34 protein-coding genes and 1 pseudogene are annotated in these 20,619 nt (G+C 65.2%); 9 read left to right on the top strand and 26 right to left on the bottom strand.

Going from position 1 to position 20,619, the window contains the following annotated elements; translation table 11 throughout:
• Positions 1-4: 4 nt before the first annotated feature.
• The 3 genes and pseudogenes from modB (at position 5) to X268_RS39810 (ending at position 2,055) form a co-directional block, all read left to right on the top strand.
• Positions 5-691, top strand: coding sequence for a molybdate ABC transporter permease subunit (gene modB, locus X268_RS26535; protein ID WP_128927668.1), 687 nt, complete (start codon positions 5-7; stop codon positions 689-691).
• Positions 688-1,380, top strand: a pseudogene (gene modC, locus X268_RS39805) (molybdenum ABC transporter ATP-binding protein); the annotation flags it as partial. The gene modB and the pseudogene modC, both read left to right, overlap by 4 nt.
• A gap of 66 nt (positions 1,381-1,446) precedes the next feature.
• Positions 1,447-2,055, top strand: coding sequence for a DUF2478 domain-containing protein (locus X268_RS39810; RefSeq protein WP_167506419.1), 609 nt, complete (start codon positions 1,447-1,449; stop codon positions 2,053-2,055).
• Here X268_RS39810 and X268_RS26545 read toward each other — a convergent pair.
• From X268_RS26545 to nifH, 11 genes are all read right to left on the bottom strand, one after another.
• On the bottom strand, positions 2,029-2,235 hold the full coding sequence (locus tag X268_RS26545) for a TOBE domain-containing protein (protein WP_100178705.1): 207 nt from the start codon (positions 2,233-2,235) through the stop codon (positions 2,029-2,031). The two genes, X268_RS39810 and X268_RS26545, sit on opposite strands and share 27 nt — an antisense overlap.
• Before the next feature lie 124 nt (positions 2,236-2,359).
• Positions 2,360-2,656: a ferredoxin family protein gene (locus tag X268_RS26550; protein WP_025037776.1), complete on the bottom strand. Its 297-nt coding sequence runs from the start codon at positions 2,654-2,656 to the stop codon at positions 2,360-2,362.
• Between the two features lie 39 nt (positions 2,657-2,695).
• Positions 2,696-4,003 carry an FAD-dependent oxidoreductase gene (locus X268_RS26555; protein WP_128927670.1) on the bottom strand — a complete coding sequence of 436 codons (1,308 nt, stop codon included), beginning with the start codon at positions 4,001-4,003 and terminating at the stop codon, positions 2,696-2,698.
• Between the two features lie 16 nt (positions 4,004-4,019).
• Positions 4,020-5,126, bottom strand: a complete 1,107-nt coding sequence (locus tag X268_RS26560) for an electron transfer flavoprotein subunit alpha/FixB family protein (protein WP_128927671.1) — start codon at positions 5,124-5,126, stop codon at positions 4,020-4,022.
• A gap of 19 nt (positions 5,127-5,145) precedes the next feature.
• A complete protein-coding gene (locus X268_RS26565; RefSeq protein WP_128927672.1) occupies positions 5,146-5,988 on the bottom strand; it encodes an electron transfer flavoprotein subunit beta/FixA family protein in 843 nt (280 codons plus the stop codon).
• Positions 5,989-6,181: 193 nt separating this feature from the next.
• Positions 6,182-6,511 carry a nitrogenase stabilizing/protective protein NifW gene (nifW, locus tag X268_RS26570; protein ID WP_128927673.1) on the bottom strand — a complete coding sequence of 110 codons (330 nt, stop codon included), beginning with the start codon at positions 6,509-6,511 and terminating at the stop codon, positions 6,182-6,184.
• Entirely contained in the window at positions 6,504-7,295 is a 792-nt protein-coding gene (gene cysE, locus X268_RS26575; protein WP_128927674.1) for a serine O-acetyltransferase, read from the bottom strand. The genes nifW and cysE overlap by 8 nt, the downstream gene beginning before the upstream one ends.
• Positions 7,296-7,302: 7 nt before the next feature.
• A complete protein-coding gene (gene nifV / locus X268_RS26580; protein WP_245477667.1) occupies positions 7,303-8,484 on the bottom strand; it encodes a homocitrate synthase in 1,182 nt (393 codons plus the stop codon).
• Positions 8,485-8,625: 141 nt separating this feature from the next.
• Complete coding sequence (gene irr, locus X268_RS26585) at positions 8,626-9,111, bottom strand: Fur family transcriptional regulator Irr (protein ID WP_128927676.1); 486 nt, start codon at positions 9,109-9,111, stop codon at positions 8,626-8,628.
• A 7-nt stretch (positions 9,112-9,118) separates the two neighbouring features.
• Positions 9,119-9,844: a nitrogen fixation protein NifQ gene (locus X268_RS26590; protein ID WP_430648238.1), complete on the bottom strand. Its 726-nt coding sequence runs from the start codon at positions 9,842-9,844 to the stop codon at positions 9,119-9,121.
• Between the two features lie 76 nt (positions 9,845-9,920).
• Positions 9,921-10,805, bottom strand: a complete 885-nt coding sequence (gene nifH / locus X268_RS26595; RefSeq protein WP_128927677.1) for a nitrogenase iron protein — start codon at positions 10,803-10,805, stop codon at positions 9,921-9,923.
• A 392-nt stretch (positions 10,806-11,197) separates the two neighbouring features.
• On the opposite strand from nifH, the gene X268_RS26600 reads away from it, so the two are divergent.
• A complete protein-coding gene (locus X268_RS26600) occupies positions 11,198-11,632 on the top strand; it encodes a response regulator (protein WP_128927678.1) in 435 nt (144 codons plus the stop codon).
• A 10-nt stretch (positions 11,633-11,642) separates the two neighbouring features.
• The gene (locus X268_RS26605; protein WP_128927679.1) at positions 11,643-12,053 is read left to right on the top strand and encodes an ArsC/Spx/MgsR family protein; all 411 of its coding nucleotides are present in this window, start codon (positions 11,643-11,645) and stop codon (positions 12,051-12,053) included.
• A 4-nt stretch (positions 12,054-12,057) separates the two neighbouring features.
• On the opposite strand, the gene X268_RS26610 is transcribed toward X268_RS26605, so the two are convergent.
• From X268_RS26610 to X268_RS26620, 3 genes are read right to left on the bottom strand one after another with little or no spacing between them, the layout of a single operon-like run.
• Entirely contained in the window at positions 12,058-12,411 is a 354-nt protein-coding gene (locus tag X268_RS26610; RefSeq protein WP_164937949.1) for a (2Fe-2S) ferredoxin domain-containing protein, read from the bottom strand.
• Positions 12,408-12,743 carry a Grx4 family monothiol glutaredoxin gene (gene grxD, locus X268_RS26615; RefSeq protein WP_128927680.1) on the bottom strand — a complete coding sequence of 112 codons (336 nt, stop codon included), beginning with the start codon at positions 12,741-12,743 and terminating at the stop codon, positions 12,408-12,410. The genes X268_RS26610 and grxD overlap by 4 nt, the downstream gene beginning before the upstream one ends.
• Positions 12,744-12,760: 17 nt before the next feature.
• On the bottom strand, positions 12,761-12,994 hold the full coding sequence (locus X268_RS26620; protein ID WP_128927681.1) for a BolA family protein: 234 nt from the start codon (positions 12,992-12,994) through the stop codon (positions 12,761-12,763).
• A 345-nt stretch (positions 12,995-13,339) separates the two neighbouring features.
• Here X268_RS26620 and X268_RS26625 point away from each other — a divergent pair, with 345 nt between their 5' ends.
• The 4 genes from X268_RS26625 to X268_RS26640 are packed head-to-tail and all read left to right on the top strand — an operon-like array spanning position 13,340 to position 15,217.
• A complete protein-coding gene (locus X268_RS26625) occupies positions 13,340-13,819 on the top strand; it encodes a hypothetical protein (protein ID WP_128927682.1) in 480 nt (159 codons plus the stop codon).
• A 7-nt stretch (positions 13,820-13,826) separates the two neighbouring features.
• Positions 13,827-14,150 (top strand): iron-sulfur cluster assembly protein, encoded by a 324-nt coding sequence (locus X268_RS26630; RefSeq protein WP_128927683.1) that lies wholly within the window; start codon positions 13,827-13,829, stop codon positions 14,148-14,150.
• A gap of 39 nt (positions 14,151-14,189) precedes the next feature.
• Complete coding sequence (locus X268_RS26635) at positions 14,190-14,957, top strand: dienelactone hydrolase family protein (RefSeq protein WP_128927684.1); 768 nt, start codon at positions 14,190-14,192, stop codon at positions 14,955-14,957.
• A 14-nt stretch (positions 14,958-14,971) separates the two neighbouring features.
• A complete protein-coding gene (locus tag X268_RS26640) occupies positions 14,972-15,217 on the top strand; it encodes a hypothetical protein (RefSeq protein ID WP_128927685.1) in 246 nt (81 codons plus the stop codon).
• Between the two features lie 11 nt (positions 15,218-15,228).
• On the opposite strand, the gene X268_RS26645 is transcribed toward X268_RS26640, so the two are convergent.
• Genes X268_RS26645 through X268_RS26695 form a run of 12 tightly spaced genes read right to left on the bottom strand, consistent with a single transcriptional unit; the run spans position 15,229 to position 20,616 of the window.
• Complete coding sequence (locus X268_RS26645; protein WP_128927686.1) at positions 15,229-15,657, bottom strand: group II truncated hemoglobin; 429 nt, start codon at positions 15,655-15,657, stop codon at positions 15,229-15,231.
• Between the two features lie 24 nt (positions 15,658-15,681).
• Positions 15,682-15,849, bottom strand: coding sequence for a hypothetical protein (locus X268_RS39660; RefSeq protein WP_164937950.1), 168 nt, complete (start codon positions 15,847-15,849; stop codon positions 15,682-15,684).
• Positions 15,850-15,862: 13 nt separating this feature from the next.
• Positions 15,863-16,312 carry a Rieske (2Fe-2S) protein gene (locus X268_RS26650; protein WP_128929395.1) on the bottom strand — a complete coding sequence of 150 codons (450 nt, stop codon included), beginning with the start codon at positions 16,310-16,312 and terminating at the stop codon, positions 15,863-15,865.
• 17 nt (positions 16,313-16,329) lie between these two features.
• A complete protein-coding gene (locus X268_RS26655) occupies positions 16,330-16,554 on the bottom strand; it encodes a hypothetical protein (protein ID WP_128927687.1) in 225 nt (74 codons plus the stop codon).
• A gap of 17 nt (positions 16,555-16,571) precedes the next feature.
• Positions 16,572-16,880, bottom strand: coding sequence for a 2Fe-2S iron-sulfur cluster-binding protein (locus X268_RS26660; protein WP_128927688.1), 309 nt, complete (start codon positions 16,878-16,880; stop codon positions 16,572-16,574).
• A gap of 33 nt (positions 16,881-16,913) precedes the next feature.
• Positions 16,914-18,122, bottom strand: coding sequence for a DegT/DnrJ/EryC1/StrS family aminotransferase (locus X268_RS26665; RefSeq protein WP_128927689.1), 1,209 nt, complete (start codon positions 18,120-18,122; stop codon positions 16,914-16,916).
• Positions 18,119-18,379: a DUF6129 family protein gene (locus tag X268_RS26670; protein ID WP_128927690.1), complete on the bottom strand. Its 261-nt coding sequence runs from the start codon at positions 18,377-18,379 to the stop codon at positions 18,119-18,121. The genes X268_RS26665 and X268_RS26670 overlap by 4 nt, the downstream gene beginning before the upstream one ends.
• Before the next feature lie 14 nt (positions 18,380-18,393).
• Positions 18,394-18,753 (bottom strand): DUF3024 domain-containing protein, encoded by a 360-nt coding sequence (locus tag X268_RS26675; protein WP_128927691.1) that lies wholly within the window; start codon positions 18,751-18,753, stop codon positions 18,394-18,396.
• Positions 18,754-18,763: 10 nt separating this feature from the next.
• Positions 18,764-19,003 carry a nitrogen fixation protein NifZ gene (locus X268_RS26680; protein WP_128929396.1) on the bottom strand — a complete coding sequence of 80 codons (240 nt, stop codon included), beginning with the start codon at positions 19,001-19,003 and terminating at the stop codon, positions 18,764-18,766.
• Entirely contained in the window at positions 19,003-19,320 is a 318-nt protein-coding gene (locus X268_RS26685) for a nitrogen fixation protein NifZ (protein ID WP_128927692.1), read from the bottom strand. Before X268_RS26685 ends, X268_RS26680 begins: the two co-directional genes overlap by 1 nt.
• Complete coding sequence (locus X268_RS26690) at positions 19,317-20,090, bottom strand: 4Fe4S-binding leucine-rich repeat protein (protein ID WP_128927693.1); 774 nt, start codon at positions 20,088-20,090, stop codon at positions 19,317-19,319. Before X268_RS26690 ends, X268_RS26685 begins: the two co-directional genes overlap by 4 nt.
• Positions 20,083-20,616: a tetratricopeptide repeat protein gene (locus tag X268_RS26695; protein WP_430648239.1), complete on the bottom strand. Its 534-nt coding sequence runs from the start codon at positions 20,614-20,616 to the stop codon at positions 20,083-20,085. Before X268_RS26695 ends, X268_RS26690 begins: the two co-directional genes overlap by 8 nt.
• Between the last annotated feature and the right edge of the window lie 3 nt (positions 20,617-20,619).

The following is a 20,619-nucleotide window of genomic DNA, read 5'->3' on the forward strand; positions in this document are numbered from 1 at the left end:
GCGCATGGAGATCTGGTCGGCGGAGATCCGCCAGTCGGTGCTGCTGACGATCGAGCTCGCCGCCATCTCGACGGTGATCCTGCTGGTGCTGGCCACCCCACTTGCCTGGTGGCTGGCTCGCGCGCGGGGCTGGTGGACCGAGATCGTCGCGAGCGTGGTCGCATTGCCGCTGGTGCTGCCGCCGACCGTGCTCGGCTTCTATCTGCTGGTGCTGCTCGGCCCGGACGGGCCGGGCGGCTGGATCGCACAGCTGTGGGGCGGGCGCACGCTTGCCTTCACCTTCGAGGGCCTGGTCATCGGCTCGGTGGTGTATTCGATGCCGTTCGTGGTGCAACCGATCCGGAACGCCTTTGCCGCAATGGGCGAGCGGCCGCTCGAAGTTGCCGCAACCCTGCGCGCCTCACCGTCGCGCACGTTCTGGACCGTCGCGGTGCCGCTGGCACGGCCGGGCTTCCTGACCGGTGCGGTGCTCGGCTTCGCGCACACCGTCGGCGAGTTCGGCCTCGTCCTGATGATCGGCGGCAACATTCCCGGCCGTACCAAGGTGTTGTCGGTCGCGATCTTCGACTATGTCGAGACCTCGCGCTGGCGCGAGGCGAGCATGCTCGCGGGCCTCATGGTGATCTTCGCCTTCGCCGTGATCCTGACCATGACGCTGGTCGACAAGCGCGCTGCGAGGGCTGCGGCATGAGAACCGCAGAACCCGGCCGGCTCAACGCAGGATTCCGCGGCCGGCTCGGCAATTTCACGCTCGATGCCGAACTCAGCCTGCCGGCTACCGGCGTCACCGCGATCTTCGGCCCGTCCGGCTGCGGCAAGACCACGGTCGCACGCTGCATCGCCGGCCTGCAGCAAATGGCCGACGGCTTTTGCGCGGTGGACGGTGAAATCTGGCAGGACCATCGTTCGTTCCGGCCCGTGCACCGCCGGCCGATCGGCTACGTGTTTCAGGAAGCGAGTCTGTTTCCGCATCTGTCGGTACGTCGAAATCTGCTATTCGGCGCGCCGAGGGCGGCGGGCGCGGACATCGTGTTCGACGAGGTCGTGGAGCTGCTCGGCCTCGCCGCCCTGCTCGCCCGCTCGCCGTACCGTCTCTCCGGCGGCGAGCGGCAGCGCGTTGCGATCGGCCGCGCGCTGCTGTCGCAGCCGAAGCTGCTTCTCAGGGACGAGCCGCTGGCTGCCCTCGACCACGCCACCAGGAACGAGATCTTGCCGTTCCTCGAGCGGGTGCACGAGCGGCTGTCGCTGCCGGTCCTTTATATCAGCCATGACATGACGGAGATCGAGCGCTTTGCCGATCACCTGGTGCTGATGGAACAAGGCCGCGTCATCGATGCCGGACCGCTACAGAACCTCCGTCCGAGGCTGCCGGCCGCGACGCGGGATCGGCACGCAGATTGCTCGGATCGACGGAAGCGCGTAGAACAACCGAAGAGGATAAGCCGCATGCCGATCGACTTCCACGACATCGACCCGAACCGCGTCGCCGCAATCCTCTACCGCCCGCAAGACGACGTCGATACCTTGCTCGCCGATTTCGCCGAGACGCTGGTGCGATCGGGCGAACGGATCGGCGGCGTCGTCCAGCGCAACATCAAGGACGGCGGCGGCTGTCAGGTCGGCATGCAGGCCGTCGATCTCATGACCGGCCGCGAGGTTTCGATCTGCCAGCCGCTCGGTTCGGGCGCGACGGCCTGCAAGCTCGACGCTGCGGGACTGGCCGAGGCAGCAGTTGCCGTCACCCGCGCAATCGCGGCGGACGTCGATCTCGTCGTTATCAACAAATTCTCCAAGCAGGAAGCGGCCGGCGAAGGCCTGCGCGACGAGCTGGCCGACGCCATCGCCGCCGGTATCCCCGTGCTCACGGCCGTGCCGGAGAAATGCCTGGACGCCTGGAACGATTTTACCGGCGGGATCGGCACCAGTCTGCTGTGCGAGCGAGCAGCGATCGACGGCTGGTGGCAGGACCTGTCGTCGCGCATGAGGCGGGCTCGCGCGGCGCGTCCGCCTGCCGACGCGCCCGCGGCGCTACTTGCCGATCATCACGTCCGATGACTTGATCACGGCCGAGACGGCATCACCTACTTTCAGGGCGAGGTCGTCCACGGCCTCGTTGGTGATCGCGGAAAATACGACCAGGCCCGGAGCGAGCTCGATCTTCACATGGGCCGTCGTCGTGCCCTTGGTGACGGCGATGACTTTTCCGGGAAGAATATTGCGTGCACTCAGTTTCATTTTCTATTCCTTGCGTTCCGGCAGGGCGATGCTAGCCGCAAGGCGCGTTGCGCTCAACTCACCGTCTCGCGAATTCATGCACTTCCGACCGGCGCCGCTTCGCGCATGGTCGACGCTGCAGGGATCAGCCGAACTTGAACAGCACGCCGTAGCCGCCGCGCGGATAGCTCCACTCGATATCGCCGCTCCCCTCGCAGATCACGCGGCATGTCCCGCATTCGATGCAGCCGTCGACGGTGATCTCGACCTGCCCCTTGTCGTTGAGCTCGTAGCAGCGCGCCGGGCAGGCCTTGAGCATGCTGAGCAGCTCGGGCGACGGGGTCGTGTGTGGACGCACCTTGATGTGAGCGCGTCCGGCGTCGACCAGATAGCGGTTGTAGAACAGCTTGTCCTCGACACGTACGGATGGCTCGATCGACATGGCCTAAGTCTCCATCGCCAGTATTGCGTTTCCTTGAGATTACCGCCAGGCGCGCGCGAGGCGGAAGGCATCGCCGAACAATCCGCTCCACGACCGCGCCTTGATGAACGATTTGAACGTCGTCTTCTCCTTCTCGACCTTCGGCGTGCCGTCGACGCGCAGGAAGTTCTGCATCGCCTTGGAGACGAGCTCCGGATAGGTCAGGAAGAAGTTCTGCGACTGGGTGTGCATCAGCGCCGGCATGTCCTTGTACTTCTTCAAATCCTTGATGACGAAGGACTGGTCCAGCATGGTCTTGTAGAGCGACAGGTTCTCCGCCGTCATTGGATCCTTGCGCGACTTGACCTGGAAGATCGCCTCCGCCGCGATGCGGCCTGACGTCATCGCCAGGTTCGAGCCTTCGCGGTGGATGGCGTTGTTGAGCTGCGCGGCGTCCCCGACCACGACCCAGCCTTCGCCGTAGAGCTGCGGGATCGCCTTGAAGCCGCCCTCCGGAATGAGGTGTGCGGCATATTCCTTCACCTCGGATCCCTCGATCAGCGGTGCCACGGAGGGATGCCGCTTGAAGCGATCGAGAAAGCCATAGGGAGTTTCGCCGGTGCGCTGGAAGTCGGCGACGAGACAGCCGATACCGAGCGAGATGCACTCCTTGTTGGCGTAGATGAAGCCCATGCCGGTCATGCCGCGGGAGATGGTGCCGGCGGCCTCGATCACCATGCCCTCGTCGCCCCTGAGATTGAAGCGGGCCTCGATGGTCTCACGCGGCAGGAAATGCATCTCTTTCACGGCAAGCGCGACCTTGTCGGGCTTGGGCCGCTCGCGCAGGCCCGCGCGCGTGCCGAGCAGGCCGTTGACGCCCTCCGCCAGCACCACGACGTCGGCGTGGATCTCACCGTCGGCGCGGTCGGTTCGCACGCCGATCACCTTGCCATAGGCATCCTGCGCCAGCTCCGTCACCGTCGTCTCGCACAGCACGGTGGCGCCGGCCTCGCGGACCTTTTGCGAGAACCATTTGTCGAACTGGGCGCGGATGATGGTGTAGCGGTTGGGCTTCTCCTCGTTGAAGTCGTCGGAGCGATAATGCAGGCCGGTGTGCGAACGGTCGTCCATCATCCAGAAGCGCTGCTCGACCAGATGCCGCTCCAGCGGCGCGTCCTCGCGGAAATCCGGGATCAGCTTCTCCAGCATCTCGGCGTAAAGGATCGCGCCCTGCACGTTCTTCGAGCCGGAATATTCGCCGCGCTCGAGCTGGAGCACCTTCAAGCCGCGCTGGGCCAGCGTGAGCGCCGCCGCGTTGCCGGCCATGCCGGCGCCGACGACGATGGCATCGAATTTCTCCTCGATCATGGCGCTTCTCCTTGTGCTAACTCGCGATCCGGTCGCGCGAATGCGGTGACAGCCGGGCCCGGAATGCCGCCGTCAACGCCGGAAGCAGCCGGATCGCGTCGGTGACGAGGCCGATATGGGCGAAGTCGAAGATCGGTGCGTTCCTGTCGGTGTTGATGGCGACGATGAGATCGGCGCCCTCGACGCCGACGCGATGCTGGATTGCGCCGGAAATGCCCGCAGCGATGTAGAGCTTTGGACGAATAGTCTTGCCGGTCTGGCCAATCTGCCGGTCGGAGGTGCCCCAGCCTTTCTGCACCAGCGGACGCGAGCAGCCATATTCGGCGCCGAGCACGGCGGCGAGCTGGCGCACCAACTGGAAATTCTCCGGCGATCCGAGCCCCAGGCCGCCGGCGACGACGACGTCCGCATAGGCGAGATTGGATTTCGCTGAATCGCGGTCGGGCAGAAACGACAGCACCTTCGTCACGATGTCGTCCTCGACGAGGCCGAGCGGATGGCTGATGACGCGACCGACCGGACGCGCGAGGCGCTCCGGCATCGGCATCACCCGGGGCCGCACCGTGGCCATTTGCGGCCGATAGTTTAGCGTGTAGATCGTGCAGAGCAGCGAACCGCCGAAGGTCGGGCGCGTCGCGGCGAGCGAGCCGTCGGTATCGACGTCGAGTTCGGTGCAGTCGGCGGTGAGACCGGTGAGCAGCGTCGTCGCCACCGAGCCGGCGAGGTCACGGCCGAGCGTGGTGGCGCCAAGCAGCAGTATTTCCGGCTTGTAGGTGTTGACGACGTCGGTCAGCGCCTTGGTGTAGGACTCGTTGCGGTAGTCGGCGAGCAGATTGTCGGCGACCATGTAGACGAGGTCCGCGCCGTAGCAAAAAGACTCCGCGGCGGCACTCTGCGTCGCCTCGCCTTCGGGGCCGATCACGACCGCGGCGAGATCGACCTTGAGCTTGTCGGCGAGCTTGCGGCCGGCGCCCATCAGCTCCCAGGACACGGGATGGACCTGGCCACGCTCCTGCTCGATGAAGACCCAGACGTGCTTGTAGGCCTTGAAATGCTCGGGCAGCTCCTTCTTGGTCGCTGCGCGGCCGGAGGCTGGAGCGGCGGTTTTCGGTGCGGTGCCCATGATATTGCTTCCTCTCGCCTCAATAGCCGCGCGCCAACGCCGCGAGCTCGGTTTCGAGTGTCGGCTGGCGCTTGAAGATGGCATCGATCAGCGCCTCCGCCGGTTGCTCGCCGCTCTCGATCAGCGCCGCCTTCTCGCTGCGCGCGGCGGGCGCGAACACCCGCTTGACGATGGTGGGCGAGCCGCGCAGACCGCATTTCGAGATGTCCTCGACGCCGGCATCCTGCGCACTCCATTTCACGATTCCTGCACGTGCGGCGCGCAGGGCATCGGCCATGGCGCCACGACGGATCTGATTGGTCGCCTCCAGCATGGTCACGAGGCACGGCAGCCTGGTGCGCAGCAGCTGTACGCCGCCTTCGGAGCGCCGCTCGGCGTCAATGGTGCGAGCCGTCAGGTCGAGTGCGCTGATCTTGGCAACATAGGTGAGCTGCAACAGGCCGAGCCGCTTGGCGATGCCCGGGCCAACCTGCGCGGTATCGCCATCGATCGTCTGCTTGCCGGTGAAGACGAGATCCGGCGCACCGTACTCTGTCGAGATCTTGCGGATCGCGGTGGCCAGCGCATAGGTGGTGGCCAGCGTATCGGCGCCGGCGAAGAAGCGGTCGGTCAGCAGCACGGCGCGGTCGGCACCGAAGGTCAGCGCCTTGCGAAGACTGTCCTCGGCCGAAGGCGGTCCCATGGTGAGCACGGTGACCTCGCCGCCGAACTGGTCGCGCAGCTCGAGCGCCGCTTCCAGCGCGAACAGATCGTAGGGGTTGATGATGGTCGGCACGCCCTGACGCATGATGGTGTTGGTCACGGGATGCACGCGAATCTGCGCGGAGTCCGGAACCTGCTTGATGCAGACGACGATGTGCATGTGCTTCTCCAGGACTCGTCTCAAAACTTCGTTCAGAGCAAGAACAGCAAGTGTCGTACCAACTGCGCGGATCGCAAAAATCAGATGCCGGTACAGCGACTTAGAAATGCGACGGTATCGCTTGCATCCGCCTCAGGCAGTGGAGCCGACAACGCTGCTGCGACACACGTCGCAAATGCGACAGAACGCGGCTTCACTTCAGCGTGCCGATCTGCACCAATGTCGGCGTCTGCTTCGGTTGCGGCGCGACGGCGTCCTTTAGGACCTTGAAGACGCGCTGGTCGATCGGCGTCGAGGCGACGAAGTCGGCATAGGCACGCTCGAGCACGGTCTTGCACCGTTCCGCCACGGTCTCGTCCGCAACCCCCGCAAAGTCCTCCCCGGCGAGGTACTGGCCCATGCGGCGCAGGATATGCAGCCGCGCCACGTTGACGACCTTCGGGTCGTAGTCGACGCCGAGCAGCGTGAAGAATTCCTCGGCGGCAGAAGCCTTGTTGAGTTGTGCCAGAATTCCATCAGCCATGGTCGGTCTCCATCGGGCTCTGCGGCGCCATGCACGGATTGCTCTGCGTCGCGGGCGTGCCGGCATCCCTGGCGCGCCTCTGCATGTGAGTGAGCCGCGCTTCCAGGAACTCGACACGGTCGAGCAGCACGGCAATGGCATCGCCAACGGGATCAGGCATCAGATGATGATCGAGATCGATCCGGCCGACGACGCGGCGATGACCGAGCTGGGGGCGCACGACGCGCGCGGGAATGCCGACCACTGTGACGTCGGGCGGGGTGCTGTCGATCACCACCGAATTGGCTCCGACGCGCGAGCCGGCGCCGACCGTGATCGGCCCGAGGATCTTGGCGCCCGCCCCGACCACGACCCGATCTTCCAGCGTCGGATGGCGCTTGCCGGGAAACCACGAGGTGCCGCCGAGCGTGACGCCGTGATACAGCGTGACGTCGTCGCCGATCTCGGCAGTTTCGCCGATGACGACGCAAGCGCCGTGATCGATGAAGAAACGCCGGCCGATGCGTGCGCCGGGGTGGATGTCGACATTGCTCGCGAAGCGACCGAACCAGGACAGAAGCCGCGCGGGAAAGCGCCAGCCGCCTGTCCACAGCCGGTTGGCGATCCGGTACCAGATCACGGCATGGATGCCAGGATAGGTCAGGAGCGTTTCGAGTTGCCCGCGCGCGGCGGGATCGCGCTGGCGCACGCAGCCGACGTCCTCGCGGATCAGCTTCAGCAAGGATGGCTTGACCGGTCCGGGAGGGGACGGTTCAGCGAGCGGAATGTCGACGACACAGGCCATGATACCCTCACGCGCAATTCAGGAGAGAGCGCTCGCGCACCTCGCGCCAGATCGCCGTCACCGTCTCGCGCGCGACGGCGCCCTTGTGCTCGACGGCATGCTGGCGGACGCGGGCGAGGACGTTCTTTGCTTCTTCCGCGCTGACGGACAGCTTCAGCTCGGCAAGCAGCGAGGTAATCGCCGCGAGCCCGGAATGCTTGCCGATCACGATGCGGTTGGAGCGGCCGAGCAGCCGCGGATCCAGCGCCTGATAGGTGCGCTGATCCTTCAACAGGCCGTCGACGTGAATGCCCGATTCATGGGTGAAGACATGCTCGCCCACGATCGCCTTGTTCAGCGGGATGGCGCGCGCGGCCGCGGCGGCTACCACGGAGGCCACCTTCTCCAGCTCCGACAGCACCACGCCAGTATCGCAGCCATAGAGCTGCTTGAGCGCGACCGCGACCTCCTCCAGCGGTGCATTGCCGGCCCGCTCGCCGAGACCGATCACGGTGACGGATGCATGGGTCGCGCCGGCCTTGATTGCGGCCAGCGTATTGGCGGTCGCAAGGCCGAGATCGTCGTGACCGTGGAACTCGAGCTCGAGGTCCGTGGTGGCGCGAAGGGCTGCCAGCAATGCGAAGGAGGCGTCGGGATCGAGCACACTCAAGGTGTCGGCGACGCGGAAGCGTCGCGCACCCGCGGCCTTTGCCGTTGCGATCAGCTCGATCAGGAATTCGACATCGGCGCGGGAGGAGTCCTCGCCGCCGACCGCGACGTCGAGCCCCCTGTCGCGGGCATAGCCGACCACCCGCCTCACCTGCTCCAGCGCCGCCGGCCGGCCGCCACCCAGCTTGGCGGCAATCTGCACGTCGGAGGCAGGGATCGAGACATTCACCATCGAGACACCGGACTCGATGGCCGCATCGACATCCGCCGTCCGCATCCGGCACCAGCCGATCGCGGTCGCCGGCAGGTCGGCGTCGACGATGGCGCGGATCGCGCTCACCTCGTCATCGCCCATTGCAGGCGTGCCGGCTTCGATCTCGGTAACGCCGGCCGAGGCCAGCGCGCGGGCGATCGAGAGTTTTTCCGCGGTGGTGAAGGCAACGCCGGGCGCCTGTTCGCCGTCGCGCAAAGTGGTGTCGTTGAGAACGACGGGCCGGGGCTGAACTCCGTCCGATCGGGTCGTTGGGCCGGGAAACGCCATCCGCGTCCTCCAATCATTCATTCCGATCAGCAGTTCAGCAACCCCCGTGCCATTGTCAGGACGACCGTCAAGCATCTGAAATTGATGGATTTCTGGACGCCGCCCGCGTTGTCGCAAATGCGACAGGGCCTGACAGGCGTGTCAGATGTCGGCGGCCTTGCGGCGGACGTGGATGATGATGTCGAGCCGCGAGATCTCATGGCCCGGGAGAGGCTCCGGCATCTGGGCGAGGACAAGCGCCTCGGGGACATCGATCAGCCTGTCCTCGCCATGCAGGTAGAAGTGCGGATGCACCGTCGTGTTGGTGTCGAAGAACGATCGCGAGCCATCCGGCCCGATCCGGCGCAACAACCCGGCCTGGGTGAACTGGTTCAGCGTGTTGTAGACGGTCGCCAGCGAGAGCTGGATGTTGGCCTCGACCGACTCGGCAAAGAGCATTTCCGCGGTGACGTGGCGGTGCCCCTGACCAAACAACAGGTCCGCCAGCAGCACACGCTGGCGCGTCGGCCGCAGCCCGGCATCACGCAGCCGGCGGAATGCCGAGCATTCCCCGTCCCGGACTTCGCGTGACGCGGACGGCTCCGCGTCCAACGCATCGACGAAGGGCATTTCCGGATACGCGTCCATGATCATCTCACACTGACCGGCCATCAATCTCGGCATGATCACCGCCGCCCCGCAAAAATTCCCGACGGCGTTCAGCCATGCGGCTCTCGCCGCTTTCCTCGCCGAAGCAGAGGTCGAACTCGTTGCATTGCGTGCAGACCGGTGTCGTGCACATCACGAAGCCGTCGTCCTCGCACAGCATGCGGTAGAAGAAACGTTTCCAGCGCATGTTCCCTGTGTTGCGGGTCGCCAGCGGCGCGAAATGGCGCATCAGCAGGCGCGACAGCTCCGGCCGCTCGCGCAGGCCGAGATCTTCCCAGAGATGGTTCGGCTCCATCGCGCGCCGTGCCACCATCGCCGCCAGCCAGTAGCCGACGTCGCCTTCGGTCGAGCGCTGCGCGAGCAGGAGATCGCGCACCATGATCGCTTCGTCGTCGATCCCGGAGGCGGGTTTCGGCATCCACGCGAAGGCGCGGAGCGTGGCCGATGGGAAACAGCCGGCCAGCAGATCATTGAATTCCTGTTCCGAAAGACCGGCGCGCTCCGCGACTGGACCGCCGTCCATCACTGCTGCAGCCAGGATCGAGGCCAGCACATGACGGTCGAAATCGGCGTCGGCCCTGATGTCGGCTTCCGCTGGCTCGCAGCCGGTCAGCAGGCGGTAGAACTCTATTCCGGCATGCGGCCCATCGAGCGCGGGCCTCTCCGGTCGATGCGCCATCGCTTCGCTGGTAGTCGCTTGCGCCGCAATCACGGAAAGCTCCGCCGGTTCTGCCGCAGGGGGCGCCGATAGAGGCCGGCCTTCCCGGATGGGAAGGCCGGCAGGGTCGTCAGGCCAGTGCGAGCTGGGCGGCGGTCTTGCCGATCTGGCTCTCGTCGACCGCCTTCATGATGCCGTGCTCCATCAGCATGTCCTCGAGCTCGTCCATGCTGATCGGGGTCGGGATAATGCCCTTGCCGCCGTTGTTGTGGATCTTGGTCGCGAGATTGCGATAGTGATCCGCCTGCTTGGATTCCGGCGCATATTCCAGCACGGTCATGCGGCGCAGCTCGGCGTGCTGCACGATGTTGTCGCGCGGCACGAAGTAGATGAGCTGGGTCCCGAGCTTCTTGGCCAGCGCTTCCGCCAGCTCCAGCTCCTTGTCGGTCTGACGCTCGTTGCAGACCAGGCCCCCGAGACGCACGCCGCCGGAATTGGCGTATTTCAGAATGCCCTTGGAGATGTTGTTGGCGGCGTACATCGCCATCATCTCACCGGACATCACGATGTAGATCTCCTGCGCCTTGTTCTCGCGGATCGGCATGGCGAAACCGCCGCAGACGACGTCGCCGAGCACATCGTAGGAGACGTAGTCGATGTCCTCATAGGCGCCGTTCTCTTCCAGGAAGTTGATCGAGGTGATGACGCCGCGGCCGGCGCAGCCGACGCCCGGCTCCGGACCGCCGGACTCGACGCAGCGGATGTTCTGGTAGCCGACCTTCATGACGTCCTCGATCTCGAGGTCCTCGACGCTGCCGGCGTTGGCCGCGAGGCTCAGAATGGTGTCCTGCGCCTTGGCGTGCAGGATCAGGCGGGTCGAGTCCGCCTTGGGGTCGCAGCCGACGATCAGGATCTTGTGACCCATCTCGGCAAGCGCCGCGAGCGTGTTCTGCGACGTCGTCGATTTGCCGATACCACCCTTGCCGTAAAACGCGATTTGTCTCAGTGAAGACATGTTGCTCTCCATCAACCGATTGCCAATGACATCGCGCTGCTCGCGCGAGATTGCTTCTCTCTCAGAAGCGTGGGCCCGCGGGGTTCGGGAAGGAGAACATCGCTCGCCATCGGCGTCGGCGTGATCTCAGCCCTCACTCGTTGTTGCTGCATCCAATTAGCAACTGGCGTGCCATTCGCTCCGCGCGCGCTAACAGGCTGATCGCACTCGCGAAATATTTCGGCGCGAGCGGCCGACAGAAGCTGTGTCGAACCCTACAGAGGTAGGGCTTCTGTCCGAAACCGGACAAGGATCGCAGCGATGCCGGTGCAAATGCACCGCGATATCAGCTGAGCGAGCGCGGAACGGAAATTGCTAATCCTCCTCGAACGGCGATGTGAGGAGAACGACAGATGCAGATCGGTGTCGAGACAGCCAAGGCCGTCGACCAGCGGCGCGTGTTCGTGGTCGACGAGGACGAGATCACCCGCGCAGCCCTTCAGTTCATGCTGCACGACGAGATCGAAACGCACGAGCTCGCAACGCCTGAAGAGGCCTATGCCAAGGGCGTTGACTGGCTGAAACCCGATGTCGTGCTGCTCGGCGCATCCTTCGTGAAGGCCCGCGGCCCAGCCCTGATCGGCGAGCTCGGCGCAAGATTTCCCGGCGTGCGCATTCTCGTCGTCACCGACAAGTCCGACGAGGCCACCGCGGTCGAAGCCATGAAGGCGGGCGCCCACGGCGCGGTGGTGAAGCCGTTGACGCTGGAAGGCGTCCGCAAGAAGGTCGATACCATCCTCGGCCGCGGCGGCGCCGCGCCGCTGGTCCAGCTCAGCATGATGAGATAGGAGCACGGTCGTGGCGACTGTGCTGTTCTACCAGAAGCCGGGCTGCGGAACCAACGCTCGGCAAATCCGCGCACTGGAGACCGCGGGCCATCAGGTGATCGCGAAGAACCTGATGGCGGAGCCCTGGACCGCAGAGCGCCTGCTCGCCTTCTTTGGTGCCACGCCCATCGCGTCCTGGTTCAATCCGGCTGCACCTCGGATCAAGTCCGGCGACGTGAAGCCGGCAGAGATCGACGCCGCGAGCGCGATCGCATTGATGCTCGACGATCCCCTGCTGATCCGGCGTCCGTTGGTCGAAGCCGATGGCGCAAAATGCGCCGGCTTCGACCGCGAGCCGGTGCCGTCGCTCCTCGGCGGCGAACAAAGCGACCTCCAGGGCTGCACGCGGCCGGGGGCGATGCCGCGTTGCACGGAGCCGTGAAAGCTCAGCCCCGCGCCAGCACCATGACGAGGCGATCGACGCGGCGGCCCTGCTTGAGGTGCTCCTCGACGATCTCGTCGATGTCCTCCGGGGTGGTCGGCCTGTACCAGACTCCATCGGGGTAGACCACCATCAACGGGCCCGCTCCGCAGAAACCGAGACAGCCGGATGCGGTGAAACCAATGTCGGTGAGCCCGTTTGCCTCGATCGCCTTGCCGAGCCGCTCCCACAGCGGCCCGCCGCCGGCCGCACCGCAGCTGCCGCGCGGATGGCCCGGCGGGCGCTGGGTGTGGCAGGCGAAGACGTGATGGCGATAGAGCTGTGGCAGCTCGAACTCCTCGGTCATTCCATCGCTCATGACGCCGCCACCGCAACGCCCTTGTCGTTCAGCACTGCGGCCAGCTCGCCCAGCTTGAACATCTCGCGCACGATGTCGCAGCCGCCGAGGAACTCGCCCTTGACGTAGAGCTGGGGAATGGTCGGCCAGTTCGAGAACGATTTGATGCCCTCGCGGATATCGGGGTCGGCGAGGACATTGATGCCGGTGAAGGGCACGCCGAGACCGTTCAGGATCTGCACGACCGTGCCGGAAAAGCCGCATTGCGGCGCGGCCGGAACGCCCTTCATGAACAACACGACGTCGCTGCCCGCGATGATCTCCTTGATGCGTTGTTCGGTCGGTTCACTCATGCTTTCTCCCTCCATGGTCATTTCGGCACCGCCGTCTCGAGCGCGAGCGCATGCAGCGCCTCGCCCATTCGTCCCTTCAGAGCGGCGTAGACCATCTGGTGCTGCTGGATCCGGCTCTTGCCGGCAAATGCCTGCGACACGACGCGCGCGCCGTAGTGATCGCCGTCGCCGGCAAGGTCAGTCACGATCACATGGGCGTCCGGAAACGCTTCCCTGATCAACTGCTCGATGTCCGGTCCTGCCATCGCCATGTCACGCGCTCCTGCTCTGCGCACGCCCCATGCAAGCGCCAAACCAGTTTCGGAACATGAGCATCCTGAGGCACTTGCCCTCCCCGGCGCCGGCCTGATGTCCGACTTCCGACAACGCCGCGCATGTGCGTGTCGATGACATGACGAACGCGGATGACCGCACGCCGGGGACGGTGACGACGGCTCGCATCGTCCCGAATCGCCATGCTTTCCCGCCATTTCTCGTCCGGCCCGGCTTTTGCTTAGCGAGGATCGAACCCGTATTTCGATACGCCAGACGAGGAACTCGAATTTGTCCCACACAGACTACGATCGATGCCGAACGGCGACGAAGGGGAGCCGCCCATGAGGGCGGTTCTCGTCGATTCCGACGGCATCAATTTCGGCGATCTCGCCCCCGAAATTGACTCGCTGTTGCAGCAGGGCGTGGTCAGCTATCGCCGCGACCCGCTCGAAGCCGATCGCATCTTCCGCCAGGCCCTGGATGCGGCGCCCACGGAGCTCGCGGTCTATTTCTGCCTGTACAAGACCCACACCTATCGCGGCCGCCTCAATGAGGCCCAGCGCATCGCCAAGCGCGGGTTGCGCGAGGCTGCCCGCCAAGCCGGCTGGAGCTCCGATTGGCGGACTTGGCCAACGCGGGCCGAATTGCCTGACGGCGCCGGCCGCTTCGCGCTCTACACGCTGAAGGCGCTCGCCTTCATCCATCTGCGCAAGAACGAACAGAAACAGGCCCACGAGTTGCTCGCCGCACTACGCCGGCTCGATCCCACCGGCGCGGTCGGCTGGCCGGTCGTCGCGGCGCTCGCCGAGGGGCTGCAGTGAGGTAGCGATGACGGCGCTTGCCGACAACGAGACGCTGATCGCCGGCATCGTCGCCGCGCTGCGGACTGTTCACGATCCCGAAATCCCCGTGAACATCTACGACCTCGGCCTGATCTACCGAATCGAGCCGAAGGACGACGGTCTGGTCGAGATCGACATGACGCTGACCGCGCCGGGCTGTCCGGTCGCCGGCGAGATGCTGTCCTGGGTGGAGAAGGCGGTGATCGAGGTCGATGGCGTCGAAAACGTCGCGGTGCGGCTGGGGTTCGATCCGCCCTGGGACTCATCGCGAATGACCGACGACGTCAAGCTCGAGCTCGGCCTGCTCTAGCGAAACAAGCAACGACCCACCGGAGAGGAGAGCACGCAGATGATCGAATTGACCGCAAGCGACGGAGCAAGTTTCTCCGCCTATCGGGCCGAGCCCGCGGATACGCCCAAGGGCGCCGTCGTGGTCCTTCAGGATGTCTTCGGCGTCACAGCCGAGATCCGGAAAGTCGCCGATGCCTTCGCCGCCAGGGGCTATGTCGCGATCGCGCCATCCCTGTTCGACCGGGTGAAGCCGGGGGCCAGTCTCGACCACGACGAAAGCGGCAAGGCCGAGGGCACGTCCATCAGCGCGAAGATCGGCAAGGAGCAGGCGATCTCGGACATCCAGACCAGCGTCGACGCGGTGAAGGGGGCCGGAAAGGTCGCCGTCGTCGGCTATTGCTGGGGCGGCGACCTCGCCTACACCGCGGCGAACAAGGTCGACAGCATTGCCTGCGTGATCGGCTATGACGGCCGCGAGACGGTCACCGACTATCGCGAGAAGCGCAAGGTGCCGACGCTACTGCATTTCGGCGAGAGCGATCCGGAGCTGCCGCTGGAAGCGATCACGCAATTCCGCGCCTGGCGTCCCGACGTCAGCGCCTTCACCTATCCCGACGCCGCCCGGGGCTTCGGCTGCGACGAGCGCGGCAATTTCCGCGCGGAGGCGGCGGAGAAGGCACTGGAACGAACGCTGTTCTGGATCTCCCAATATGTCGAAGGACAGCAGCCGATCCTGTTGAAGAATGCCGGCGCCTATGCCCAGGCCAAGACCGAAAAGAAGAAAAAGAAAAAGGACGGCGACGATCTTGGACCGCCGATGGATTGAGGGAGGCCCGCGAGATGCTCCCGACCACCATTCTCATCGACGATGCACCGCGCTGCGTGGTGCGGCCGACCGACACCAAGGACCTCAACCGGTTCCTCCGCAACGGCAAGGGATTTCTGCTTGCCGAGCGGCCCGAGGGCAAGATCACCCACCGCGCGGCGACCGAAATCGAGATGGGCAAGTGGCAGAGCGGCCTTGCTCTGCACAAGGCGTGGGGCGGCGCCGAGGAAGAGTTCTTCGGCCTTCCTCTGTCGGATTGACGCTGTGCCCCTCAGGCGTAGCCGCCGCGCGCATCGTGCGGATTGCCGGCCTGGTTGCGCATCCAGTCCGCAAGTTTGGTGAGCGCCGCATCGAGCTCGCCCCGTGCCGCTTCGTCGGCGACCGTCTCCGCCAGCGCACCACGCATGCAGAGCAGCCACGCATCGCGCTCGACGCTGCCGATCGGGAAGCCCATGTGACGCTGACGCAGCCGCGGATGGCCCTTCTCCGGCGAATAGAGCTTGGGACCGCCGGTCCATTCGGTCAGGTAGCGCTTCAACACCTGCTTGGTCGATGTCAGGTCGTCCGCATGCATGGTCCGAATGCCGACTGCTTCGGGCAGCTCGTCCATCCGGCGATAGAAGCTTTCGACCAGCCGGTCGATGGCAACAGGACCGCCGATCCGCTCGAACATTGACACCGTGACCGCCGTATCGCTCATGCTGATCCCTTCTGCCGCGCCCACCTATTCGTCCATGCTGGGCGACAGGATAACCTCCGCGGGCGCGCCGGGGCCTTGATCGGCGACAAATTCCAGCGTGGACACGCGCGAAAGTCCTTCGCCGCTGTCCATCAGCACCACGGCATCCTCAGGAAGTCCCTTCAGCCGATCGAGCAATTGCGCAACGGTCACCACCGGTTCCCCGCTATTCCGGATGAATCATGATTTCCATGGTCTCGTCGTGATCGTCGAAGGCACCGAACGGACGGTCGTCCTCGACCAGCCGCTCGCCGCACAGGCAGACCTCACCGTCGACCACCGCCAGCGCGATCGGCTCCAGGCTCTTGCCGCTGCAGGGACCGTCGATGCAGAGGCCGCTGTCAATTTCGAAAGTGGCGCCGTGACGGCCGCATTTCAGGAACGCGCGATCCTGCGTGAAGAAGTCACCGCTGCCAATGTTGAGCCAAACCCCGTCATGCGGGCAGGCATTGACGTACCCGACATAGGCGTTGTCGTGGGTCCGGACCACGACGATCGGGAACGGCCGGCTCTCGCCGGACGCATCAAAGCGCGACAGGCTGAAGGCTCTCGCGCTGCCGCGCTCGATTTCGTCGCTCGCGCAGATGACGAAGACGTCGATCTCATCCGAGCCCATGGCGCTGCTACCGCGGGTCAAGCCGCCGCCGGCACGGCGGCCTGCTTCAGCGCGGTCACTTCGTCGCGCGTCAGGCGGAACACGCCTCGTCCGCCGGCGAGCGTCTGGTAGACATCGCCGGCCTTGTCGCTGAGGAAGTTGAACCAGGCCTGCGGCGTGAGAGCTTCCGGTCGTTCGCTGATCTCGACCACGGTGCCATTCGGCGCAAAGCGGGCGTGAAGGATGACATTCTGCGTGTCCATTGCGGTCCTCCTCGCACTCACAGGCCTGATGAGAAGCCGAGCAGCTCGATCTTGACGTCCTCGGTGCCCAGCACGGTCGCTTGGCAGGAAAGCCGCGACTTCGAGCCGACGCCGACGATGGTGTCGAGCTTCTCGTTCTCGAGCCGCGCGATCTTCGACAGGCCCTTTCGTCCCTCGTGCACGAAGATATGGCAGGGACCGCACTTGGCCTGCCCCTCGCACTTGTGCGGGATGGCGATCTCGGCGCCAAGCAGCGCGGCGAGCAGCGTGGTGCCTTCGGCAACATCGATGGTCTTGCCTTCGGGCAGGACTGTCAGCGTGGTCATGATCGTCGTCCTCTCTGTTATGCGTGTCGTGGTTCAGTAGATCGCCGCGCCGGCGCCCACATTGATCGAGGCGTCCTTCATGGTCTCGACGATGAATTCGATCTGACTGTCCGTCAGATGGGTGTGGAACGGCAAAGCGACGGCGCGATCGGCGATCTTCTCGGTCACCAGCAGGTCGCCGCGGCGATAGCCGAGATCGAAATAGTGCCGCTGCAAATGCAGCGGATGGCTGTAGGCCGCGGCTTCGACCTGCTCGACCCGGAGATCCTCGGCGATGGCGTCGCGGCTGGAGCGGGTGAAGCGGGTGCCGAGATGCACGAGATACAGGAACCAGTTCACCTCGGTCACATCGGGCCCGAGATACGGCGGCTTGATCCCCTCGAAGGACTGCACATGCGTCGCATAGAGCTGCTCGACCAGGCGGCGCCGTTCGATGATCTCGTCGATGCGCTTCAGCTGGGCCAGCCCGAGCGCCGCCGCGAGATCGCTGAGCCCGGCTTGATAGGACGCCGCCGAGCCGACCACGACCGAGGAACGCTCGTTCAGCCGGTGCGACCGGTGACGACGCAGCGTCACCGCAAGGTCGATGTCGTCCGTGACGACCATGCCGCCCTCGCCACAGGTCAGCAGCGACGGCTGCGCGAAATCGAACACGGCGACGTCGCCGAAGCTGCCAACCAGCCTGTCCTTGTAGCGCGAGCCGATCGCCTCGGTGGAATCCTCCAGCAGGAGGATACCGTGCCGGTCCGCGATGTCGCGCAGCTCCGACCAGGGCGCCGGGTGGCCGTTGGTGTTGGCTGCAAGGATGGCCCGCGTCGCGTGCGTGATGCGCTCCTCGACTTTTTGCGGCGCCAACGTTCCTGACCAATAGTCGATGTCGGCGAAGACGGGCCTCGCACCGGCGAGGCTGATTGCATGCGCGGTCTCGCGGAACGAATAGGACGAGGCGATGACCTCGTCGCCCGCACCGATGCCGTACGCCTTCAGGGCGAGCAGGAGACCGATGGTGCCGCTCGGCACCGCAATCGCATAGGCCCGGCCGACATAGGCGGCAAACGCCGCCTCGAATTCCTCCGCGAGCAGCCCGCTGGAAATCCGCGGCGAGCGCAGCACGGCATCCACCGCGCCGATCTCAGCCAGCGTGATGTCGGGATCGGAGAGCGGGATGAAATCGTGATGGTTCTCGACTGTGAGATCGCCGGTTTCCGCAATGTCGTCGTAGGCGAGAGCTGGCTCCGTCATGACACGGTCGCCCGCTTGGCCAGCACGATGCCGGTCGCGCGTGCCGGATCGTCGGTGATTGCGGCGCAATGATCAGCGCTGTCGAGCAAATACAGGTCGAACGCCCCAAAGCTGCGGTACGGCGTCTCCGTCACGTCGGAGGCGTCGCAGCGGATCCAGGCAAGATGCGGGAACTTCTGCCGCAGCTCGAGATAGGCTTGCGGCGACGACGCCAGCACCTGCTCGATTTCAGCCAGTTCGATTGCTGCCAATGCCATTTTCCCAACTCCCGCTATTGCCAGAACACGCGCTCGGGATCGACGTTCAGGATCTCCGTCGCGGACGCCAGCCGCTGATGCACGCCGTGCAACTCCCAGGCGCCCGTCGCATGATCCTTGCGAAACAGCTTCCAACTCGCGCTCGCCGCATCGTGATGCAGCAAGGCGACGTCGATGACGCCCCCCTCCGCGTCGATATTGCGCGAGCAGCAGGGGCTCTCGACCAGATAGCCGCCGGTCACGCCCCTCACGACCGGTGAGACGTAGCGATAGCGCTTGCGGGATTCCAGGGCGCGCTCGATCCGCCTGCGATCGAGCTCGTTGGGATGCGCCGGCAAGTGCAAGTCTGGCTGTCTGAGAACCGCGGCATTCATCGTGCGTTGCCTACATCGGACTGATTTCTTCTTCGAGGCACCCGACCACCAGCCGCTCGCCGAACTCGACGAGGTAGATCGGCAGATTGGCGTCGGTATGCCGGCCAACCTGGACGATCTCGCCGGTGTGGCCGGCGCCGACGAGCAGACCGTCGGCCGGCGCGTCCGGAAACGAGCCGTCATTGAGCAGATCCACCGCCGCTTTGACGCGCTGGCCCCATTGATATTTCGGCAATTTCGGTTCGATCATCATGATGCAGCCTCCGGCAGCGGAATGTCCTCGACCACATCGCGCGGGGTGACGGGGTCGAGCTCCTTGCGCTTCATCCCGACGCGGTTGCCGCTTTCGAGGAATTCGACGCCGTAGATGTAGAATTGCTGGAGGAAGGTGCCGATCGAGACCACGTAGCCGATCTCGCCCTTCTTGGCGAGGATGTCGCCGATCTCCTTGCCGGCATAGGTGCCGTCGTTGCGGATAGTGCGCTTGGCCCGCACCTTCTCGCCGAAGGTGAAGAACGGCGCAGCGGTCAGCTCGACGACGTCGCTGTCGCGGACGATGTTGCTCATAGGGAAGCTCCGGTTTCCCGTTCCAATCGCACGGCAACCCGCGACCGCGCGACCTCGCGCACCAGGCCGTCCTGGTCCTCGGCGAGCCCCATGAGGTCGCTGGCCGCCGCGCGGCTCGCGACCTCGTAGCGGATGCGCCAATCCGGATCGCAGCGCATCAGCGCCAGAAGCTGAGGCGACAGGCGTTGGGCGACCTCGAGCCGCACGGCAGCGTCGCGGTCGTTGATCATGCCGAGCAGCCATTCATCGGGAATCCGCCGGGCCACGACGCGGCGTACCTCCGCTTCATCGTCATTGATCATCCGGCCGAGCAACAGCGGCGCCAACCTGCGCGCGACAACGAGGCGGACGTAATAATCCTCGTCGGACGCCATCGGCAGCAACTCGTCGCCGTCGACGAGGGTGGCAACCCGCATCCTGACCTCGCGATGCGGATCCTTGCGCAACTGGAGCGCATAGCGCCTTGGCAGACGGCGAACGACATTCCAGCGTACGGTCTCGTCGGCATCGTCGAGCAGCAGCGGAAGCAGAAACAGATTGGCGAATTTGGCGGCGATCGCGCGCACCTCGAAATGCGGGTGGGCGAGATAACCGTCGGCAAGGCCGGGGTTCCAGTTGAAGAAGCGGTCGATGCGGCGTGCATAGCGATCATTGACGCAGGCGTGCCGGAGCCGACAGCCGCCCGTGCCGTTGAGCTCGAGATGAGCGCAGGTCGCGCAATCGACCTCTTGTCCCTGCCAGTCGAGGGCTTCGTCGATGTCGTCAGTCATCGTCCTGCCCCATCCGCTCGAGCACGCCCAGCAGCACCCTGGCACCGATCTTGTCGCTGGGATCGAGCTCCAGCAGCTTCTGGACCGCGAGCCGCCCCTCCTCGGTCTCGCCAAGGCGCATCTGCAAATAGGCGTAGCCCTTCAGCGAGAACAGGAAGAACCGCGGCAGGATGCTCTCGTAGCGGCCGAACTCGGCATCGCCGGCCCGCACATAGCGCCAGTCGGCGGGCAGATTGTTCTCCTGCGCGGCCTTCAGGAGGCAGCGCCGGGCGACCTCGAGCGCCTCCGTGACACGACCCTTGTAGAAGTAGAAGCGATAGAGGCCGATCAGCACGGCAGCATGACCGGGGGCGAGCGCCTCGGCTTCGCGCAGATGACGTTCCGCGATCTCATCCAGATGATAGGAGAGCCCCGCCTCCCACAGATGATCTTCTGCCTCGGTCGGCAGCCCGCCTCCGAGCAAGGCGCTGGTGACGAGCGCCTCGTTGATCTCGACCTGCGGGCTGACGAACGTGTCCGGCATCATTGT

Source organism: Bradyrhizobium guangxiense (assembly GCF_004114915.1).
GTDB lineage: Bacteria > Pseudomonadota > Alphaproteobacteria > Rhizobiales > Xanthobacteraceae > Bradyrhizobium > Bradyrhizobium guangxiense.

Excerpts from the sequence above, each read along its gene's own strand:
- modB (WP_128927668.1), top strand. The coding sequence starts at position 5 with ATGGAGATCTGGTCGGCGGAGATCCGCCAGTCGGTGCTGCTGACGATC.
- X268_RS39810 (WP_167506419.1), top strand. The coding sequence starts at position 1,447 with ATGCCGATCGACTTCCACGACATCGACCCGAACCGCGTCGCCGCAATC.
- X268_RS26545 (WP_100178705.1), bottom strand. The coding sequence starts at position 2,235 with ATGAAACTGAGTGCACGCAATATTCTTCCCGGAAAAGTCATCGCCGTC.
- X268_RS26550 (WP_025037776.1), bottom strand. The coding sequence starts at position 2,656 with ATGTCGATCGAGCCATCCGTACGTGTCGAGGACAAGCTGTTCTACAAC.
- X268_RS26555 (WP_128927670.1), bottom strand. The coding sequence starts at position 4,003 with ATGATCGAGGAGAAATTCGATGCCATCGTCGTCGGCGCCGGCATGGCC.
- X268_RS26560 (WP_128927671.1), bottom strand. The coding sequence starts at position 5,126 with ATGGGCACCGCACCGAAAACCGCCGCTCCAGCCTCCGGCCGCGCAGCG.
- X268_RS26565 (WP_128927672.1), bottom strand. The coding sequence starts at position 5,988 with ATGCACATCGTCGTCTGCATCAAGCAGGTTCCGGACTCCGCGCAGATT.
- nifW (WP_128927673.1), bottom strand. The coding sequence starts at position 6,511 with ATGGCTGATGGAATTCTGGCACAACTCAACAAGGCTTCTGCCGCCGAG.
- cysE (WP_128927674.1), bottom strand. The coding sequence starts at position 7,295 with ATGGCCTGTGTCGTCGACATTCCGCTCGCTGAACCGTCCCCTCCCGGA.
- nifV (WP_245477667.1), bottom strand. The coding sequence starts at position 8,484 with ATGGCGTTTCCCGGCCCAACGACCCGATCGGACGGAGTTCAGCCCCGG.
- irr (WP_128927676.1), bottom strand. The coding sequence starts at position 9,111 with ATGGACGCGTATCCGGAAATGCCCTTCGTCGATGCGTTGGACGCGGAG.
- nifH (WP_128927677.1), bottom strand. The coding sequence starts at position 10,805 with ATGTCTTCACTGAGACAAATCGCGTTTTACGGCAAGGGTGGTATCGGC.
- X268_RS26600 (WP_128927678.1), top strand. The coding sequence starts at position 11,198 with ATGCAGATCGGTGTCGAGACAGCCAAGGCCGTCGACCAGCGGCGCGTG.
- X268_RS26610 (WP_164937949.1), bottom strand. The coding sequence starts at position 12,411 with ATGAGCGATGGAATGACCGAGGAGTTCGAGCTGCCACAGCTCTATCGC.
- grxD (WP_128927680.1), bottom strand. The coding sequence starts at position 12,743 with ATGAGTGAACCGACCGAACAACGCATCAAGGAGATCATCGCGGGCAGC.
- X268_RS26620 (WP_128927681.1), bottom strand. The coding sequence starts at position 12,994 with ATGGCGATGGCAGGACCGGACATCGAGCAGTTGATCAGGGAAGCGTTT.
- X268_RS26625 (WP_128927682.1), top strand. The coding sequence starts at position 13,340 with ATGAGGGCGGTTCTCGTCGATTCCGACGGCATCAATTTCGGCGATCTC.
- X268_RS26630 (WP_128927683.1), top strand. The coding sequence starts at position 13,827 with ATGACGGCGCTTGCCGACAACGAGACGCTGATCGCCGGCATCGTCGCC.
- X268_RS26635 (WP_128927684.1), top strand. The coding sequence starts at position 14,190 with ATGATCGAATTGACCGCAAGCGACGGAGCAAGTTTCTCCGCCTATCGG.
- X268_RS26640 (WP_128927685.1), top strand. The coding sequence starts at position 14,972 with ATGCTCCCGACCACCATTCTCATCGACGATGCACCGCGCTGCGTGGTG.
- X268_RS26645 (WP_128927686.1), bottom strand. The coding sequence starts at position 15,657 with ATGAGCGATACGGCGGTCACGGTGTCAATGTTCGAGCGGATCGGCGGT.
- X268_RS26650 (WP_128929395.1), bottom strand. The coding sequence starts at position 16,312 with ATGGGCTCGGATGAGATCGACGTCTTCGTCATCTGCGCGAGCGACGAA.
- X268_RS26655 (WP_128927687.1), bottom strand. The coding sequence starts at position 16,554 with ATGGACACGCAGAATGTCATCCTTCACGCCCGCTTTGCGCCGAATGGC.
- X268_RS26660 (WP_128927688.1), bottom strand. The coding sequence starts at position 16,880 with ATGACCACGCTGACAGTCCTGCCCGAAGGCAAGACCATCGATGTTGCC.
- X268_RS26665 (WP_128927689.1), bottom strand. The coding sequence starts at position 18,122 with ATGACGGAGCCAGCTCTCGCCTACGACGACATTGCGGAAACCGGCGAT.
- X268_RS26670 (WP_128927690.1), bottom strand. The coding sequence starts at position 18,379 with ATGGCATTGGCAGCAATCGAACTGGCTGAAATCGAGCAGGTGCTGGCG.
- X268_RS26675 (WP_128927691.1), bottom strand. The coding sequence starts at position 18,753 with ATGAATGCCGCGGTTCTCAGACAGCCAGACTTGCACTTGCCGGCGCAT.
- X268_RS26680 (WP_128929396.1), bottom strand. The coding sequence starts at position 19,003 with ATGATCGAACCGAAATTGCCGAAATATCAATGGGGCCAGCGCGTCAAA.
- X268_RS26685 (WP_128927692.1), bottom strand. The coding sequence starts at position 19,320 with ATGAGCAACATCGTCCGCGACAGCGACGTCGTCGAGCTGACCGCTGCG.
- X268_RS26690 (WP_128927693.1), bottom strand. The coding sequence starts at position 20,090 with ATGACTGACGACATCGACGAAGCCCTCGACTGGCAGGGACAAGAGGTC.
- X268_RS26695 (WP_430648239.1), bottom strand. The coding sequence starts at position 20,616 with ATGATGCCGGACACGTTCGTCAGCCCGCAGGTCGAGATCAACGAGGCG.